General features: G+C 58.3%; 9 protein-coding genes and 1 pseudogene. 9 read left to right on the top strand and 1 reads right to left on the bottom strand.

Annotation, left to right across the window (positions count from 1 at the left end; genetic code table 11):
- Nucleotides 1-65 precede the first annotated feature (65 nt).
- The 7 genes from B0G52_RS28980 (at nucleotide 66) to B0G52_RS28950 (ending at nucleotide 12,643) form a co-directional block, all read left to right on the top strand.
- Nucleotides 66-761, top strand: a complete 696-nt coding sequence (locus B0G52_RS28980; RefSeq protein ID WP_094049976.1) for a response regulator transcription factor — start codon at nucleotides 66-68, stop codon at nucleotides 759-761.
- A 19-nt stretch (nucleotides 762-780) separates the two neighbouring features.
- Complete coding sequence (locus B0G52_RS28975) at nucleotides 781-2,226, top strand: sensor histidine kinase (protein WP_158223923.1); 1,446 nt, start codon at nucleotides 781-783, stop codon at nucleotides 2,224-2,226.
- A gap of 99 nt (nucleotides 2,227-2,325) precedes the next feature.
- Nucleotides 2,326-3,093, top strand: coding sequence for an ABC transporter ATP-binding protein (locus tag B0G52_RS28970; RefSeq protein ID WP_094049849.1), 768 nt, complete (start codon nucleotides 2,326-2,328; stop codon nucleotides 3,091-3,093).
- 6 nt (nucleotides 3,094-3,099) lie between these two features.
- Nucleotides 3,100-5,484, top strand: coding sequence for an ABC transporter permease (locus B0G52_RS28965; RefSeq protein WP_094049847.1), 2,385 nt, complete (start codon nucleotides 3,100-3,102; stop codon nucleotides 5,482-5,484).
- A gap of 341 nt (nucleotides 5,485-5,825) precedes the next feature.
- Nucleotides 5,826-8,969: an ATP-binding response regulator gene (locus B0G52_RS28960; protein ID WP_369827156.1), complete on the top strand. Its 3,144-nt coding sequence runs from the start codon at nucleotides 5,826-5,828 to the stop codon at nucleotides 8,967-8,969.
- Nucleotides 8,970-9,108: 139 nt separating this feature from the next.
- Nucleotides 9,109-10,857 (top strand): ABC transporter ATP-binding protein, encoded by a 1,749-nt coding sequence (locus tag B0G52_RS28955; protein ID WP_094049845.1) that lies wholly within the window; start codon nucleotides 9,109-9,111, stop codon nucleotides 10,855-10,857.
- A complete protein-coding gene (locus B0G52_RS28950) occupies nucleotides 10,847-12,643 on the top strand; it encodes an ABC transporter ATP-binding protein (protein ID WP_094049843.1) in 1,797 nt (598 codons plus the stop codon). Before B0G52_RS28955 ends, B0G52_RS28950 begins: the two co-directional genes overlap by 11 nt.
- An 8-nt stretch (nucleotides 12,644-12,651) precedes the next feature.
- On the opposite strand, the gene B0G52_RS28945 is transcribed toward B0G52_RS28950, so the two are convergent.
- Nucleotides 12,652-13,845 carry an MFS transporter gene (locus tag B0G52_RS28945; RefSeq protein ID WP_094049841.1) on the bottom strand — a complete coding sequence of 398 codons (1,194 nt, stop codon included), beginning with the start codon at nucleotides 13,843-13,845 and terminating at the stop codon, nucleotides 12,652-12,654.
- Between the two features lie 113 nt (nucleotides 13,846-13,958).
- Here B0G52_RS28945 and B0G52_RS28940 point away from each other — a divergent pair, with 113 nt between their 5' ends.
- Complete coding sequence (locus tag B0G52_RS28940; protein ID WP_094049839.1) at nucleotides 13,959-14,351, top strand: winged helix-turn-helix transcriptional regulator; 393 nt, start codon at nucleotides 13,959-13,961, stop codon at nucleotides 14,349-14,351.
- Between the two features lie 819 nt (nucleotides 14,352-15,170).
- Nucleotides 15,171-15,708, top strand: a pseudogene (locus tag B0G52_RS28935) (NAD(P)H-dependent oxidoreductase).
- Nucleotides 15,709-15,791 lie beyond the last annotated feature (83 nt).

Raw genomic sequence — 15,791 nt, 5'->3', positions numbered from 1 at the left:
GGTATAATGTACTCCGTACTAGATTTGCGAACGGAGCTATGAAGCTCGCGGATGGGGAGCGAACGATGAATCAGCGGAGGAAAGTGCTCGTGATCGAGGACGAGCCGGACATTTTCCGAGTCATTCGGGATTACTTGACCGTGAACGGATACGACGTGAGGGTGGGCGAGAACGGCCGGGAAGGCTTGAGGCTCATCGAGGCGGAGTCGCCCGATTTTATTATCCTTGACCTCATGCTGCCCGACATGGACGGGATCGAGCTGTGCCGACGGATTCGGGAGACGTGCGTCACGCCGATTCTGATTTTGAGCGCCAGGGGCAGCGACACGGACAAGGTGCTCGGGCTCGGCTTCGGGGCGGACGATTATATGACGAAGCCGTTCTCTCTCAGCGAGCTCGCGGCCAGAATCAACGCCCATCTGCGCCGAGGCGGCATGAACGGCAAGCCGAAGGAAGACGACGCGCTGCGGTACGGCCGCCTGGTCATCGACAAGAAAGCTTATACGGTTACCCTTGCGGGGCGCGAAGTTCCGTTGTCGGCCAAGGAGTTCGAACTGCTGCACCACCTGGCCAAGCACAACAATCAGGTGTTCACCAAGAGCCAGCTGCTGGACGCCGTATGGGGGTACGACGCGCTCGGAGACGAGGGGACGATTACCGTTTATATTCGCAGATTAAGAGAGAAGCTGGAAGCCGATCCGTCCAAACCGACCTATATCCGGACCGTATGGGGCGTCGGTTACAAATTCAGCTCGGATTAGATGCAGGATGGGGAATGCCATGTACGTCGGCCGTTGGTTAACGAGATGGACAAGCGCCGCCGCCGTCTGCCTGATCGTCGCGATCGGGTGCGGGGCGTATTTGCTGTGGAAGGAACGCGAGGACAGGCCCCCCGCGGGTTATGCGATCAACCAGACGCGCATTCAGGTCAACGAGATCGTCCTGTTCCTTGAACGCAATCACGAAGCCGTTGCCGCAGGGGACGAGGCGGTCCGAGACGACTTGCGGCGACTGAGCGAAGACAAGGGCATAGCTTTGCTATTTGCGCTGCCGGACGGCAGCGTTGTTTTCCGTTCCGGCGACGAGCCGCAGCCGGCGGAAGCGATCGACGTCAGGACGGCGCTGCATTACGACCTCTACCGCTCCAAGGCGGACGAGGAGACTTTCGAAGCCGCCTTCCCGATCATCGGCCAAGCGGCGCAAGCGCAGATCGGGAACGCCATTTTCACGCTGCCGGCCTCTCTCGTCCTTCCGGATCGTTCCTCCGCGCCCCTCCTTTTTCCGATCATGCTCGTTTTTGCGTGCGTGCTCCTCGTCATCGCTCTGCTCCTGCTCCTCAACCGCAAGATCAAGCGGGACGTTCTTCAACCTATCGTACGATTAAAAGACTACTCGGAAGCGATTCTGAAAGGGGACTACGAGCGCAAGGCGGAGCACGTCCGAAGAGACGAGGTTGGGGACGCGTATGCGATGTTCGACCAGATGAGGCTGGAAATCATGCATCTCAGCAAGCGGCGGGACGAGCAGGACAAGGCCCAGAAGGAGCTGATCTCCAATCTGTCCCACGAGCTCAAGACGCCGCTGACGACGATGAAAGCTTATCTGGAGGCGATCGAAGCCGGAGTGTGCCCGGACATGGACGCGGTGCTGGAATACGTGCGGGTCATGCAAACCCATACGCACAAAATGACCGCGAGAGTCGACGATCTGCTCCTGCACGCCCTGCGCGAGCTGGGGCAGATTTCCGTCGCTCCGGTGGAGCGGTACAGCAGGGAGATGCTGCTGTCCATTCTCCGGCCGATCGGGCATTCCGTGCGCGCCGCAGGCGTCAGCTTTATCGGGCCGGAGCCGGAGAGCCTGCCGAATGTGCTCGTTAACGCGGACGAGAACCGGCTGGAGCAGGTCATCTCCAATCTGGTCGCCAACGCCTTGAAGCACACCTCTCCAGGGGACTCGATCCGCGTCGGCGTCGAGCGGGAGGAGGACCGTTTAACCGTCACGATCGAGGATACGGGGAGAGGAATTCTTCCGCAGGATATGCCGTTTATTTTCGAACGTTATTTCCAGGGGAGACCGAACGACTTCGCCGCTGCGCGCAAAAACGAGGGAACCGGACTAGGCCTGTCCATCTGCAAGCACATCATCGAGGCGCACGGGGGAACGATCTCCTTCCAGAGCGCGCCGGGGCGCGGGACCGCGTTTTATTTTTCCATTCCGCTGTGCTGAGTCGACGGTTGTAATACTTTATTAACAATTCGATAAGAGGCGTTCAAGATTAGCCCTCTACAATATCCGTTATCACGAACTGCGGGAGGGCTATGCGGAATGACGGACAAACGAACGATCCTGCGAGCTGCCAACCTCTGTAAAACCTATTCTACGAGCAGCGAGCAATACCACGCCATTCGCAATCTGGATATCGACATTTACGAGGGCGATTTTACGGTGATCATGGGCAATTCGGGCTCGGGCAAGTCAACCTTGCTTTATTTGCTGAGCGGGCTGGACAGCGTCACGGCCGGAGAGGTGCTCTACCGGGACCGGCGCATCGACGCTTACGGCGAGAAGGACATGGCGACCTTCCGCGCGCGGAAGATCGGCTTTGTGTACCAAGGCATCAACCTGGTGCCCGATCTGACCTTCCTGGAAAATATCGCGCTGCCCGGCTACATCGCCGGCAGCAAGAAGAGCGACGTGAAGAGCAGAGCCGGCGAACTGATGGAGCGGATGGGGATCGAGAGCTTGCGCAACCGTCTGCCGGCGCAGGCTTCGGGCGGACAGCAGCAGCGGGCGGCGATCGCCAGGGCGCTGATCAACTCGCCGGAGATCGTGTTCGCGGACGAGCCGACGGGCAGCCTGAACTACGATCAGGGCGTCGCGATTCTGGACATTCTGACCGAGATGAACCGCCGCGGGCAATCGATCGTCATGGTAACGCACGATATGAAGGCGGCTTGCCGGGCCGACCGGCTGATCTACATCCGCGACGGCAAAGTGCACGGCGTTCTGGAATTCGGCAAATACGGCCTGGCCCGGGAAGACTTACAGAGCAGGGAAGCCGCGATCTTTGCTTACGTGGCGGGAAAGGAGTAACGCGCGATGAATGCGGTATGGACTCTGATTCTCTCCAACCTGAGAACGAAGAAGCTTCAGAATGGGCTCACTGCGCTGCTCATCTTGCTGTCGACGCTGCTGCTTGCGACCGCGACGATCGTCATCGCCAATACGCAAAATTTGTTTTCCGGCATGCATGCCCGGGCGAACGGCTCCCATCAGGTGCTGATGCTGGACAAAGGGCTGCACGATCCGCAGCCGTTCCGGCAATGGTGGGCGGAGCAGCCGGGAGTCACGGCATCCGGACTGCTTCCGTATCGCAACCTGTCGGGGCTGACCTATCGGGGCGATGAAATCAGCAATATCTACCTGTTCATGATAGACACCCCCGAGCTGCCGTTTACGGTCGACAAGCTGATTCCGGCTAAGGGAGAGGAGGCCGCGATCGACGGCGTTCCCGCGGCCGGAACCGTCTGGATTCCGACTTCGCTCTCTTATTCGTACGGCATCGAAGAGGGCGACAAGCTGGGGTTCAAGACGGGTCTGTCGACGTTCGAGCTGACCGTCTCGTCCGTCGTCGTGGACATCCCGTTCGGCGCTCCGTTTACCCGCAACGCCCGCATCTGGATGAATCCGGAGGATTACCGGGAGCTGATTCAGCCTTTGCCGGGCCGGGACATGTACATGATGGGCCTCCGGTTCGACGATTACGGGGCGCAGATGCAGCTGTGGGATCGTTTCGAGCGGCAGAGCGGCACGCCTTACCTTGAATCCAAGATGGAGTTCGAATCGATCTCCTCCTTCTATTTGATCATGAACAAGCTGATCGGGTTCGTGATGATTTTTCTCGGAGCGGTAATGCTGCTGGTCGCTCTGTTTACGATCGGGTTCACGATATCCGACGCGATCCTCGCCAATTACAGGACGATCGGAGTGCTGAAATCCTGCGGGCTGCCTTCGCTTGGAATCGTCGGCACCTATATGGCGCAATATGCGTTGCTGGCGGTCGTCGGCATCGTTCCCGGCCTTGCCGCCAGCAAGTTCGCATCCGCCGTTCTGGTGCAAAGCACGCTGTCCTACCTGAGAACGGACCGTACCGGGCTTGCCGTGCAAGGAGGTTTGACGGCGGCGCTCGTCGGCCTGGCGGTGCTTGCGCTGGTCGTTCTGTCCGTGTGGTTCTACGCCGGCAAAGCCCGTTCCGTGCAGCCGGTGCAGGCCATTCGCTACGGGATGGCGGAGAAGGACGAAAGCAAGCGGAGCTCCGGGACGGACGGCGGTGGCCCGATCGGATTCGACCGGCTGCCGGTTACGCTCGTCATCGGGCTTCGCAACGTGCTGAAGAACGCGAAGGGTTCGGTTCTGATGGGGCTGCTGACCGTCATCACGTCCGCGGTGCTGGTGTTCGGATTCGTGCTGGTGTACAGCGTGTATTCGATTCAGCGGACGGCTCCGGCCTGGGGATACGACAACTCCCATATCGCGGTGGATATTTTTAACCAGGCGTCTTTCTCCCGCGACGAGTTCGAACGGGAAATGCTGGCCGATCCGCGCGTGGCCAACATCGGTTGGTTCGCGGATACGACGGGAGTCATCCCGGCGGAGCCGTCCATGAGCGTGTACATCGGCGTCGTCGACGGAAGCTACGATGAATTGGGCTACGCCACGCTGCGCGGGGCCAATCCCCGCGAGCGGAACGAGATCGCGCTCGGCGTCAACGTATCGAAGCAGCTCGGCAAGGACGTCGGCGACACGGTCGCAATCTACATCAACGGGAAGAAGCATTCGCTGCTCGTGACCGGGGTGTACCAAGCGATCGCCAACAAGTCCCATTCCGCGAGAATTACGTCCGAGGTCGACGGAGCGGACCTGACCGACAGCGCGAGCGCCGTCCTAAGCTTTATCAATCTTCACGATCCCGGCCAGTCCGATCAGGTGGTCAAGGAGATCAACGCGAAGTACAAGGAGGCGGTGTCGGCGGTTACGCAGCAGACGCTGATCGATTCCGTGTTCAAGGAAGCGTTCGCGCTGCTAATCGCGCCGATGGGCATGATCGGCCTGCTGTTCCTTACGGTCGCCTGCATGATTCTCTACATCACCTGTCGCATCGCTATCCGCAAGGAAAGCAAAACGTACGGCATCTACAAGTCGCTCGGCCTGACTTCGAGACGAATCAGGGCGTCCGTGACGCAGGGGATCGCGGCGCTGGCGGCCGTCGGCTCGCTCATCGGTGCGGTGATCGGCGTATACGCGCTGCCCGTGCTTCTGGAAAGCGTCTTGTCCACATACGGCATCGTGGAAGTGCCGCTTCTCATACAGTGGGGAGGGGTAGCCGCCGCGGCCAGCTTCAGCGTCGCCGCGGCCGGGCTGGGCTCCTGGCTGTCGTCCAAAGCGATCGCGGCGACATCCCCCCGCTTGCTCGTGGTGGAGTAGGCTCGCCGCCGGAGGACGCCGCCGCAAGTTCGTCTTGCCGCCCGCCTGTGGACGGAAAACGACTCCTGGTACCGCGATCCGATCGCCGTGTACGGACAAATTGAAAATCTGTCGAACTGGCTCGTCGCAACCGCCGGCAAGTAATCTCGTTCCCTCTAAACGCAGAGGCTGTCCCGCAAATCATCTTTATAGATGATCGTGGGCCGGCCTCTTTTTTTCGTTGCGGACGAGGGAAGCAAGACGCCCGTTCTCACCCTCGCCCCGGCCCCGCGATTTTAGAAATATTTCAGATGCGGTCTGTATAGTAAAAAAGATAGAGAGCATGAGGGAGCTCGTTTATCTTGGCAACGATAATGAAGCGAATGTCGCAACAGTATATCGTGATAGCGGTCGTTCTGTTTGCGCTCGCGCTTACGGGGGCGCGCTTGGCGTGGATCTCGCATTTCCATCAGGCGGATCAGCCGCTCGCGGCGGACGGGCTGCTCGATTTGCGAGGATGGAACTGGGAGAAAGGGACGATCGCGCTCGACGGCGAGTGGGAGTTTTATCCCGGAGCGTTGCTGGAGGGCGGGGAGAGCCTGCGGCCGGAAGGCTCGATCCTATCGGTGCCGGGGGGCTGGAACGACTATGTGCGCGGAGACGGAGACGAAGAGGGGGACCGGGGGGGCCGGTCTTTCGGATACGGCTCTTATCGGCTTGTCATCCGCGTCGACCCGGGGACGGACGCGAACTTCGCGGTTCGCATTCCCAGCGTGCGCAGCTCGTCGTCGCTGTACGCCAACGGCCGGCTGCTGGCGAGGTCCGGGATTCCGTCGGACAGCGAAGACACGTATGAAGCGTGGAATCTGCCTTACGGCGCTTCGTTCGCCGCCGATCGCTCCGGACGGATCGAGCTGATCATCCGGGCGGCCAATTACAAGGACGTTCGCGAAGGCGGGATCGTCCGCTCCGTCAAGTTCGGGACGGAGGAGGCGATCGCGCGCGAGACTCATCTGTCCGTCTCCATGCAGCAGTTGGCCGTCGTCGTGTTTTTGCTTCATTCCGGATACGCCCTTATTCTTTATTTGATCGGAACCCGCGAGAAAAAGCTGCTTTACTTTTCCTTGCTCACCTTCAGCGCGACGGTTATGGACTCGCTCGGCAGCAACGAGAAGGTGCTGCATCAATATTGGCAGATGGATTACGATTGGGGCTTCAAGCTCGTCCATCTGGCCATGGCCGGCACCGCTTATTCGTTGCTTCAGTGCGTGTCGAACCAGTTGCCGGGGCTCTGGCACAGGATCTCCCCTTGGTTTTCCCGGCTGTGCGGGACCGCCGCCTTGCTGGCGCTTGTATTGCCCGCGCGTCACATATTGACGATACAGGCCTTGTACGGAGGCTTGGCCGCAATCTCCGTATTCGTCGCGATTTTCTCCATGATTCGCACGTCCGCGAAGGATGTCAAAGAGAACGCCCCGCTGCTGCTTGCCCTGATCGCGTTCGCAAGCAACTTCGCCTGGTGGGGCATCCAGATGGTGCTGGGCATCAGCGTCATGTATTATCCGTTCGATCTGATCGTCTCCACCGCTTGTTACGCATCCATATGGTTCAGCCGCTATTTCCAAGCCCATGCGGCAATGAAAAGCCTGGCCGCCAAGCTGCAGAGAACGGACAAGCAGAAGGACAGCTTCCTCGCCAATACGTCCCATGAGCTCCGCAATCCGCTGCACGGCATATTGAATATTTCGCAAGGCGTGTTGGATCGGGAGAGACATTCGCTCCAGGCCAGGAGCGTCAAGGATCTGGAAGTCGTTCTGTCCGTAGGGCGGCGGATGTCGCTTATTCTGAACGACTTGCTGTACGCGATGACCTTGAAGGAGAACGCGCCGCGTCTTCACTACGGCAGCTTCTCCATCCATTCCGTCGCGACGGGCGTGCTGGATATGCTGCAATCGATGAGGGAAGGCACGCCGGTTAAGCTCGTGAACGGCATTCCGGACCATTTTCCCCGGGTGCGCGCGGACGAGAACAGAGTCGTTCAGATCGTCTTTAACCTGCTTCACAACGCCGTGAAGTTTACGAGCGAAGGGGAAGTGGCCATTCGGGCGCGGGTCGAGGACGGGAAGGCATTCGTGTCGGTTACGGATACGGGGATCGGCATGGACGAGGAGACGATGAAGCGCATCTTCGATTCGTACGAGCAAGCCGGAGCGGAGCAGACGATGGTCGAGGGAGGATTCGGCCTCGGACTCAGCATCTGCAAGCAGCTGCTGGAGCTGCACGGACAGTCGCTGCAGGTCAGCTCGACTCCGGGCAAGGGGACGGAGTTCGTGTTCACGCTGCCGCTGGCCGATTCGTTCGATGCCGGGACGGAGAAGGAAGCCGTCGCCGCTGCGGCGATCGCGATGGCGGAAGCCGCGGCGTCCTTGTACGGCAATTCCAGGGACGAACCGGCGAGGCCGGAGGAACAGCCGCCTTCCGCGGACCGGCCCAGAATTTTGCTGATCGACGACGACCCCGTCAACCTGAAGGTGCTCGAATCGATTCTTTCCTACGAGAGCTACGATATGACGTCGGTCACGAGCGCCAATCAAGCGCTCGAAGTGCTGGACGAGAAGGAATGGGACCTGGTCGTGTCGGACGTCATGCTGCCGAGAATGTCCGGCTACGAGCTCGCGCGCGCGATCCGCGCCCGGTATTCGATCTCGGAGCTGCCGATTCTGCTTCTTACCGCCAGAAGCCAGCCCGAGGATATCTCCTACGGCTTCCAGGCGGGCGCCAACGAATACGTGACGAAGCCGGTGGAGGCGCTGGAGCTTCGTTCCCGGGTGAAGGCGCTGACCGATGTGAAGAAGTCCGTCCGCGAACGGCTGCGGATGGAATCGGCGTGGCTGCAAGCGCAGATCCAGCCTCATTTCCTGTTCAACACGCTGACGGCGATTCGGGCGCTGAGCGAGATCGATCTCGACCGGATGCGCAACATGCTCGAAGCGTTCGGCAACCATCTGCGCGACAAATTCAAGCTTCAAAATATTGACGGACCCGTGCCGATCGAAGAGGAGCTCAGCATCGTCCGGTCCTACCTGCATATCGAGCAGGAACGGTATGAGGATCGTCTGGCCGTGTCCTGGGAGATCGACGAATGCAAGGATCTGCGAATTCCGCTGCTGACCATTCAACCGCTGGTCGAGAACGCCATTCGCCACGGCGTCATGAAGCGCTCCGGCGGAGGGAAGATCGCGATCCGGGTGTCCGACTTTGCGACTTACGCGGAGATCGCCGTCGAGGACGACGGGGTCGGGATGGACGAGAATCCGCTTGTGCGCCAACGGGAGGACGACCCGTACATGGAGGCGGGAGTCGGCCTCATCAACACGGATCGCAGACTGAAGCGAATGTACGGCAAAGGCTTGCGGATCAAGAGTTTGCCCGGCCGGGGAACCTCGATCTCTTTTATCGTCGACAAGCACGATGCCGCACAACCGCGCGCCGATTCGCAAGAGTAGCGCTATGGCGCTGCTCTCGCCGGACGACGCCCGTTTTTCTCGCGATCCCTCCCGATTATTCCTTCGTTCCTTCCTTGTTCCCCTTTCGGAAAACGTCTACAATGGCGGTGAAGGAAATACGTACGGGAAGTGATGCCGCTTGAAGTCGCAACGCGTGCTCGTCGAATATTTGCAAGGAAAATGGCCGTATTACCTTCTGGCGATCGCGTTCATGGCTGCCGGCAACGTCATTCAGTCGTTCTATCCGCGCATCATCGGCAGCTTCGCGGATCAGCTGAAGCAGGATCAGTTGACGGAAGCGCATATCGTCGATTACGGCTTGCTGCTGCTGGGAGTGGGCGTCGCCTTCGGCGTCCTGGCAGGGCTGGGACAATATATTGTAATGAGACTCGGACGGTTGTTCGAGTTTTTTACGCGCGGTCGGTTGTTCGATCATTTCATGACGCTGGGCGAGCATTTCTATTCCAAGAACGGGGTAGGCAAGCTGCTCAGCTACGTCATGAACGACGTGACCGCGGTTCGGGAAGCGATTGCCCGGGGCATCAACCAGTCGACCAACTCCGGAATCCTGATCGTATCGGCGGTCGCGATGATGCTGCTGAGCGACATCCCTCTGCATCTGATCGCGGTCAGCGTGCTTCCGCTGCTCGCCATTCCCTGGATCGTAAGCGTATTCGGGCCGGTCATTCGCACCCGGTCGTTGTCCGTGCAGGAGGCGCTCGGGAAAATGACGGAGTCGGCGGAGGAGCAGTTCGGCGGCATTCGGGTGACCAAAAAGTTCGCGGCCGAGCGAATCATGAGCGCGCGCTTCGGCGCCGAGGTCGACCGCGTTCACGGCAAGCAGCTTAAGCTGGTGCGCGTCTCCTCGCTGTTTCAGGCGCTGATCCCTTTTCTGGGCACGCTGTCGCTCATTATCGCGATCGTGTACGGCGGCTACCTGACGATTCATCAGCGCATCTCGATCGGCAACTTCGTCGCGCTTACCCTTTACATTCGCATGATGGTCAACCCCTTGCAGCAGATCGGCGGCGTCATCAATACGATGCAGCGATCCCGCGCATCTCTCGACAGAATCAACGAGCTGCTGTCCAAGGCAGGGGAGATACAAGAGGCGGAACAGGCTCAGGCGCGCGATCTTCGGCACGCCGGAATCCGGATCCGCCATTTGACGTTCTCCTATCCCGATTCGAATTTGGAGGCGCTGCACGATTTGAGCCTGGACATTCCGCCGGGCACAACCGTCGGCATTCTGGGGAAGACGGGCAGCGGCAAGACGACGCTTATGAAGCTGCTGCTGCGGATGTACGATCCGCCGGAGGGCGCGATTACGATCGGCGGCGCCGACATCCGGGATTTGACGCTGGAGAGCTTGCGCGGCCAGATCGCCTACGTGCCTCAGGAGGGCTTCCTGTTCAGTACGACGATCCGCGACAACATCGCTTTCTACCGCAGGGACTCGGCGATGAGCCGAATCAAGGAAGCCGCCAGGCAGGCGCAAATCTACGGCAACATCGTCGAGTTTCCCGAGCGGTTCGAGACGAAGCTGGGAGAGCGCGGCGTGACGCTGTCCGGGGGACAGCGCCAGCGCACGAGCCTTGCGCGCGGCTTGATCAAGAACGCGCCGATCATGATTCTGGACGACAGCGTAAGCGCGGTCGACGCGGTGACGGAGCAGAAAATCATCGATACGATCTCGGCCGAGCGCCAGGGGCTGACGACGATCGTGATCGCGCACCGGATCAGCGCGCTGAAGCACGCCGACGAGATCTTCGTGCTGGACGAAGGACGGATCGTGCAGCGCGGCACCCATGACCGGCTCGTAAGCGAGCCGGGGCTGTACGCTTCGCTGCACGCCATTCAGGAGGAGGGAAGCCGGGATGCGGAATAAAGCTCAAGCCGCGGGGAAGAAGACGGCTTTTCGCTCGCTGCTCGCCTACGGCAAACCTCACCGCCGGCAATTCGCGCTCGTCTTCTTCCTGTCGCTGCTCGCGGTCGCGGCCGAATTGCTCCAGCCGTATTTGGTGAAAGTCGCCATCGACGACAACATTATGGCCGGCAAGAATGATTTTCGGATGCTGCTGATCATCTGCGGCGTGTATTTGCTGCTGTCCGTACTCGGGTTCGTGTTCAGCTATTTGATGAACAATATGCTCCAGTACGCCTCCCAGAGCATTATCGCCCGTATTCGCCAAGACCTGTTCCGGCACATCTCCCGGCTGTCGATGTCGTATTTCGACCGGACGCCGAGCGGGAGCCTGATCACCCACGTCTCCAGCGATACCGAATCGCTTAACCAATTTTTCTCGCAGGTGCTGCTGAGCCTGATGCGCGACGGCATGACGCTGATCTTTATCGTCGCCGTGATGTTTCATCTCGATGCAGAGCTGACGCTGTATTGCCTGATCCTGGTTCCGATTCTGTTCCTGATCGCGATCGGCTTCCGACAGTACATGAGGAAGACGTACCAGAACGCCCGCACGGCGTTGTCCCGGTTGATTTCCTTCGCGGCCGAAAACTTGGCGGGGATGAGCCTGATCCAGGCGTTCCATCAGGAGAAGGAGCAGAAGAACCGGTTCGCGGACCGCAACCGGGCGTATTTCGGCGCCAATCTCAAGGAAGTGAGCACCAACGTTCTGTTTAACCGCTCCTTCGACATCCTCGGCGGTCTGGCCGTTGCCTTCGTCACCTGGCTGGGCGGCAACGCGGTGTTTCACGGGAATATCGAGTTCGGCGTCATGTACGCGTTCATTACGTATATCCGCCTGTTTTTTCAGCCGATCAGCGCCATTACCCAGCAGTGGAACACGCTTCAGTCGGCGACCGTATCCGCGCAGCGCATCTGGACCATCTTCTCCGCGAAGCCGGAAGTGAAGGACGCGGACGAACCGGCGAACGTGGATTCCCGATCGGTGCTTGGCCGGATCGACTTCAACCGCGTGCGTTTTTACTACGAGGAAGGTCAGCCGGTCATTCACGATCTCACCCTGCGGATCTCGCCGGGAGAGATGATCGGAGTCGTCGGCGCGACGGGAGCAGGGAAGAGCACGCTGATCGGCTTGCTGTGCCGGTTCTACGACGTCCGCCAAGGGAGCGTGACGATCGACGGGACGGACGTGCGCGATATCCCCCAGGAGCAGCTGCACAGGCTGATCGGACTGGTCCAGCAAGAGCCGTACCTGTACTCGGGAAGCATCGTCGACAACGTGCGGATGTTCGACGAATCGATTTCCCGGGAAGAGGTCGTGCGCGCCTGCCGGTTCGTCGGAGCGGACGAACTGATCGGCAGAATGAAGGACGGCTACGACACCCGGCTGTCGGAGCGGGGGAGCGGACTGTCCGCCGGGGAGCGGCAGCTCATCTCGTTCGCGAGAATTATCGTGTTCCAGCCGAAAATCCTCATTCTGGACGAAGCGACCGCCAACCTCGACTCCTATACCGAGCAGCTTGTCCAGAACGCGCTGCGCGTCGTCTCGGAGCATCGCACGACGATCGTCATCGCGCACCGGCTGTCGACGATTGTGCACGCCGACCGGATCATCGTCATGCGCGGCGGGCGCATCGTCGAGGAAGGCGCGCATGCCCGGCTGCTGGAGCTGCACGGTTATTACGCGGAGCTGGTCCGCCACTCCCGCGGCAAGGCGGAGAGCGCGCGGAAGGGGAGAGAGCTCGGTTAGCCGGAAGGTTACAATGAACGCTGTTCCTCCGAAGAGTGCGACGAGAAGCTTGTTCCGAAGAAGCGAAGATAAATGAAGAGCAGCACGCATATAAAGATGAACACGAACACGTAAAATTCCGCCTTATATCCGAATCGGTAAAAGACGGTGCCAGCCACGGGTCCAATCGTCATCCAAATATAGCGGAAGAAGTTATAGACTCCCGTCGAGCTGGCCCGATGACTGGGAAGTTCATTGGCTAGTATCGTGAGCTGCACCGGCAGCGATAACCCGAGGCTCAGGCCGAACATGGCCAGACTGACGACCAACAGAGGCACGGATATCGATGCGGTCAGCGCGAACAGCAGCACGGACATCATGTTTAGCGCGGCTAACAGCAGCAACAGCTTTTTGGCTTCAATATGTTCCTGCAACCGTCCGCCGATGATGCTGCCGATCACGATGCAGGCCGATATGGGAAGAAACATCCACCCGATGCGGCTTGGCGTCAGCGCATATACATCGACAACGATGCTCGGAAGCAGAACAAGCAAGGTATAAAACACGGCATATTGAATGGAACCCAGTGCGACAATGGCTAGTCCGACTCGATGAGTCAGAACTGCGGTCATCTGCCGAAGTCGGAATTGACCGCTTCGGACATGTGCAGATTTGGTCTCCGGCAGGCAGAAGAACAACACAAGCCAGAACGCCAAACTGAATGCAAACAGCAGCCAAAACAAGCGATCGACGCCGTAATGCTGCCCTATGATGCCGCCCGCGACAGGTCCCAGCCCAGGACCCAGCGCAACCAGCATCTGATAGATCCCCATCGAACGTCCGCGTCTGTCCCCTTCAAACAAATCTCCGATAATGGTAATGGCGGCCACCGACCCGACGGCCACCCCCATCGCCTGCAGCGCCCGGAACAAAATCAACTGCTCTACCGTTTCGGACATGGCTGCGCCAATCGTTGCGCACACATAGAACATGAACCCGATTAACAAAATTTTTCTCCTGCCGTACCTATCGATTAACGGACCGTATACGAGCTGCATACAGGCGAAAAAAATCGGATAAATGGAAATCGTTAAATTCACGGCGTCTTGAGAGGCTTGAAGCTGTTTGGCTAACTCCGGCAGCAACGGCGAATAGAGGGTTTGCGTGAAGGGGCCAAAAAACGCCGCCATGGAAACCAGGTAAACCAAAAACGTTTTGCGCATTTCTTTCACCTCGGCACATCTGTTTTATTTACAGCGCTAATCATACAAAATATACTTACAAAAGATAAGTTCGCACTTTTTCGTTTAATACTTACCGGAAGGGAAGTATCGTTATGGAACCTCAAGTCATTCGATATGAATTTAATGGGAAGCAGTACCAGTGTCCGATCGAGCTCGCAGTCTCTCTCTTCTCCGGCAAATGGAAAACGACGATTATTTGCAAATTGATGGAGGGGAAGAAACGGTACGGGGAGTTGAAGAAGCTAATAGTCGGCATTAACCATAAAATGCTTGCCGAGCAGCTGCGCGAGCTCGAAGATGCGGGAATTATTAGCAGAGAGGTCTATCCCGTCGTCCCTCCCAAAGTTGAATATGCATTAACCGAGCTGGGCGATCAATTAAAGCCGGCGATTCAACTGTTGCAGCAATGGGGCAGGCAATTTCAAATCCCTGTTTCCGTCGATAGTCCGTCTCCCGTCTCCGCTCAGTCTTCGGCAGATCGCTAGACCCGTCATCGCCTCAACGGTGGATGATAGCCACACGGCAGCCTTGCGCATGAACAACATGCGGGGCTGCCGTTTTCTTGTAGATGGATAGTCGCGTTAATCGACTTTTTCGACTAACGGCCTCCGTTCGAGCCTGATTGGAGTCGCGTTAATCGATTTTTTCGACTAACGGCCTCAGTTCGAGCCTGATTGGAGTCGCGTTAATCGATTTTTTCGACTAACGGCCTCCGTTCGAGCCTGATTGGAGTCACGTTAATCGATTTTTTCGACTAACGGCCTCCGTTCGAGCCTGGTTGGAGTCGCGTTAATCGATTTTTTCGACTAACGGCCTCCGTTCGAGCCTGGCTGGAGTCGCGCTAATCGATTTTTTCGACTAACGCCCTCAGCTCGAGCCTGATTGGAGTCGCGTTAATCGACTTTTTCGACTAACGGCCTCCGTTCGAGCCTGGCTGGAGTCGCGCTAATCGATTTTTTCGACTAACGGCCTCAGCTCGAGCCTGATTGGAGTCGCGTTAATCGATTTTTTCGACTAACGGCCTCAGTTCGAGCCTGGTTGGAGTCGCGTTAATCGACTTTTTCGACTAATCCCTCGTGGTAGTCTCTTCATAGGGCGTGTGCTCATGTGCGTGGATGGGCAACCGCAGATAATTAGATTTTCAACAAATTGGGCTCGTTATGGGTTAAGCGTAGGGGATAGTCAGGTCGGTGCTCGCTCTCCATTTCGTAAGTATTCGCCTAAAAGTGCGTACTTACTTTTCTAAAGTTAAGTGGCTATGATGTGAGTTGTAAACCTACTACCTGCAGATTGGAGAGATTCAAATGAAAACATTGGTTATCGTAGCTCACCCTGATCTGGCCTCATCAAGGATTAACAAGGCTTGGATGCGAGAATTGCAGAGGCACGGTCATGTAACCGTACACGACTTATATCAAGCGTATCCGTCCGGAAACATCGATGCCGCTCATGAACAATCGCTGCTGGAGCAGCATGATCGCATCGTTTTCCAATTTCCCTTGTACTGGTACAGCACTCCGCCTCTGCTGAAAGAATGGTTTGACACCGTGCTTCAGGCCGGCTTTGCATACGGACCCGGCGGCGATAAGCTGCAAGGGAAAGAGATTGGCGCTGCCGTATCGACCTACGGCACGGCGGCGTCCTATAGTCCGGCTGGGAGCCAACCGCTTCACGATTGGCGAGCTTCTAAGGCCGCTAGAGGCGCTTGCCCGTTATATTAACGCAGACTATTTGCCACCTTTTTCGCTGCATGACGTGTCGAATGTAACCGAGAGTCAATTGGAACAAAGCCAAACAAACTATCTCAAGTATGTGGACGCTCCGCATATTTACGCGAACTAATCGCAATAGACGAGGCGGCGGCGTGCGTCAAGCGCACGACCGTCGCCTTCGCGCGCCGCCGGGAAAAGAGGGAAATGGCCGGA

Source organism: Cohnella sp. SGD-V74 (genome assembly GCF_003001675.1).
Taxonomy (GTDB): Bacteria; Bacillota; Bacilli; order Paenibacillales; family Paenibacillaceae; genus Cohnella.
Note: the sequence above shows the minus strand (reverse complement) of the source record. Positions and strands in the feature narration are given on the sequence as shown.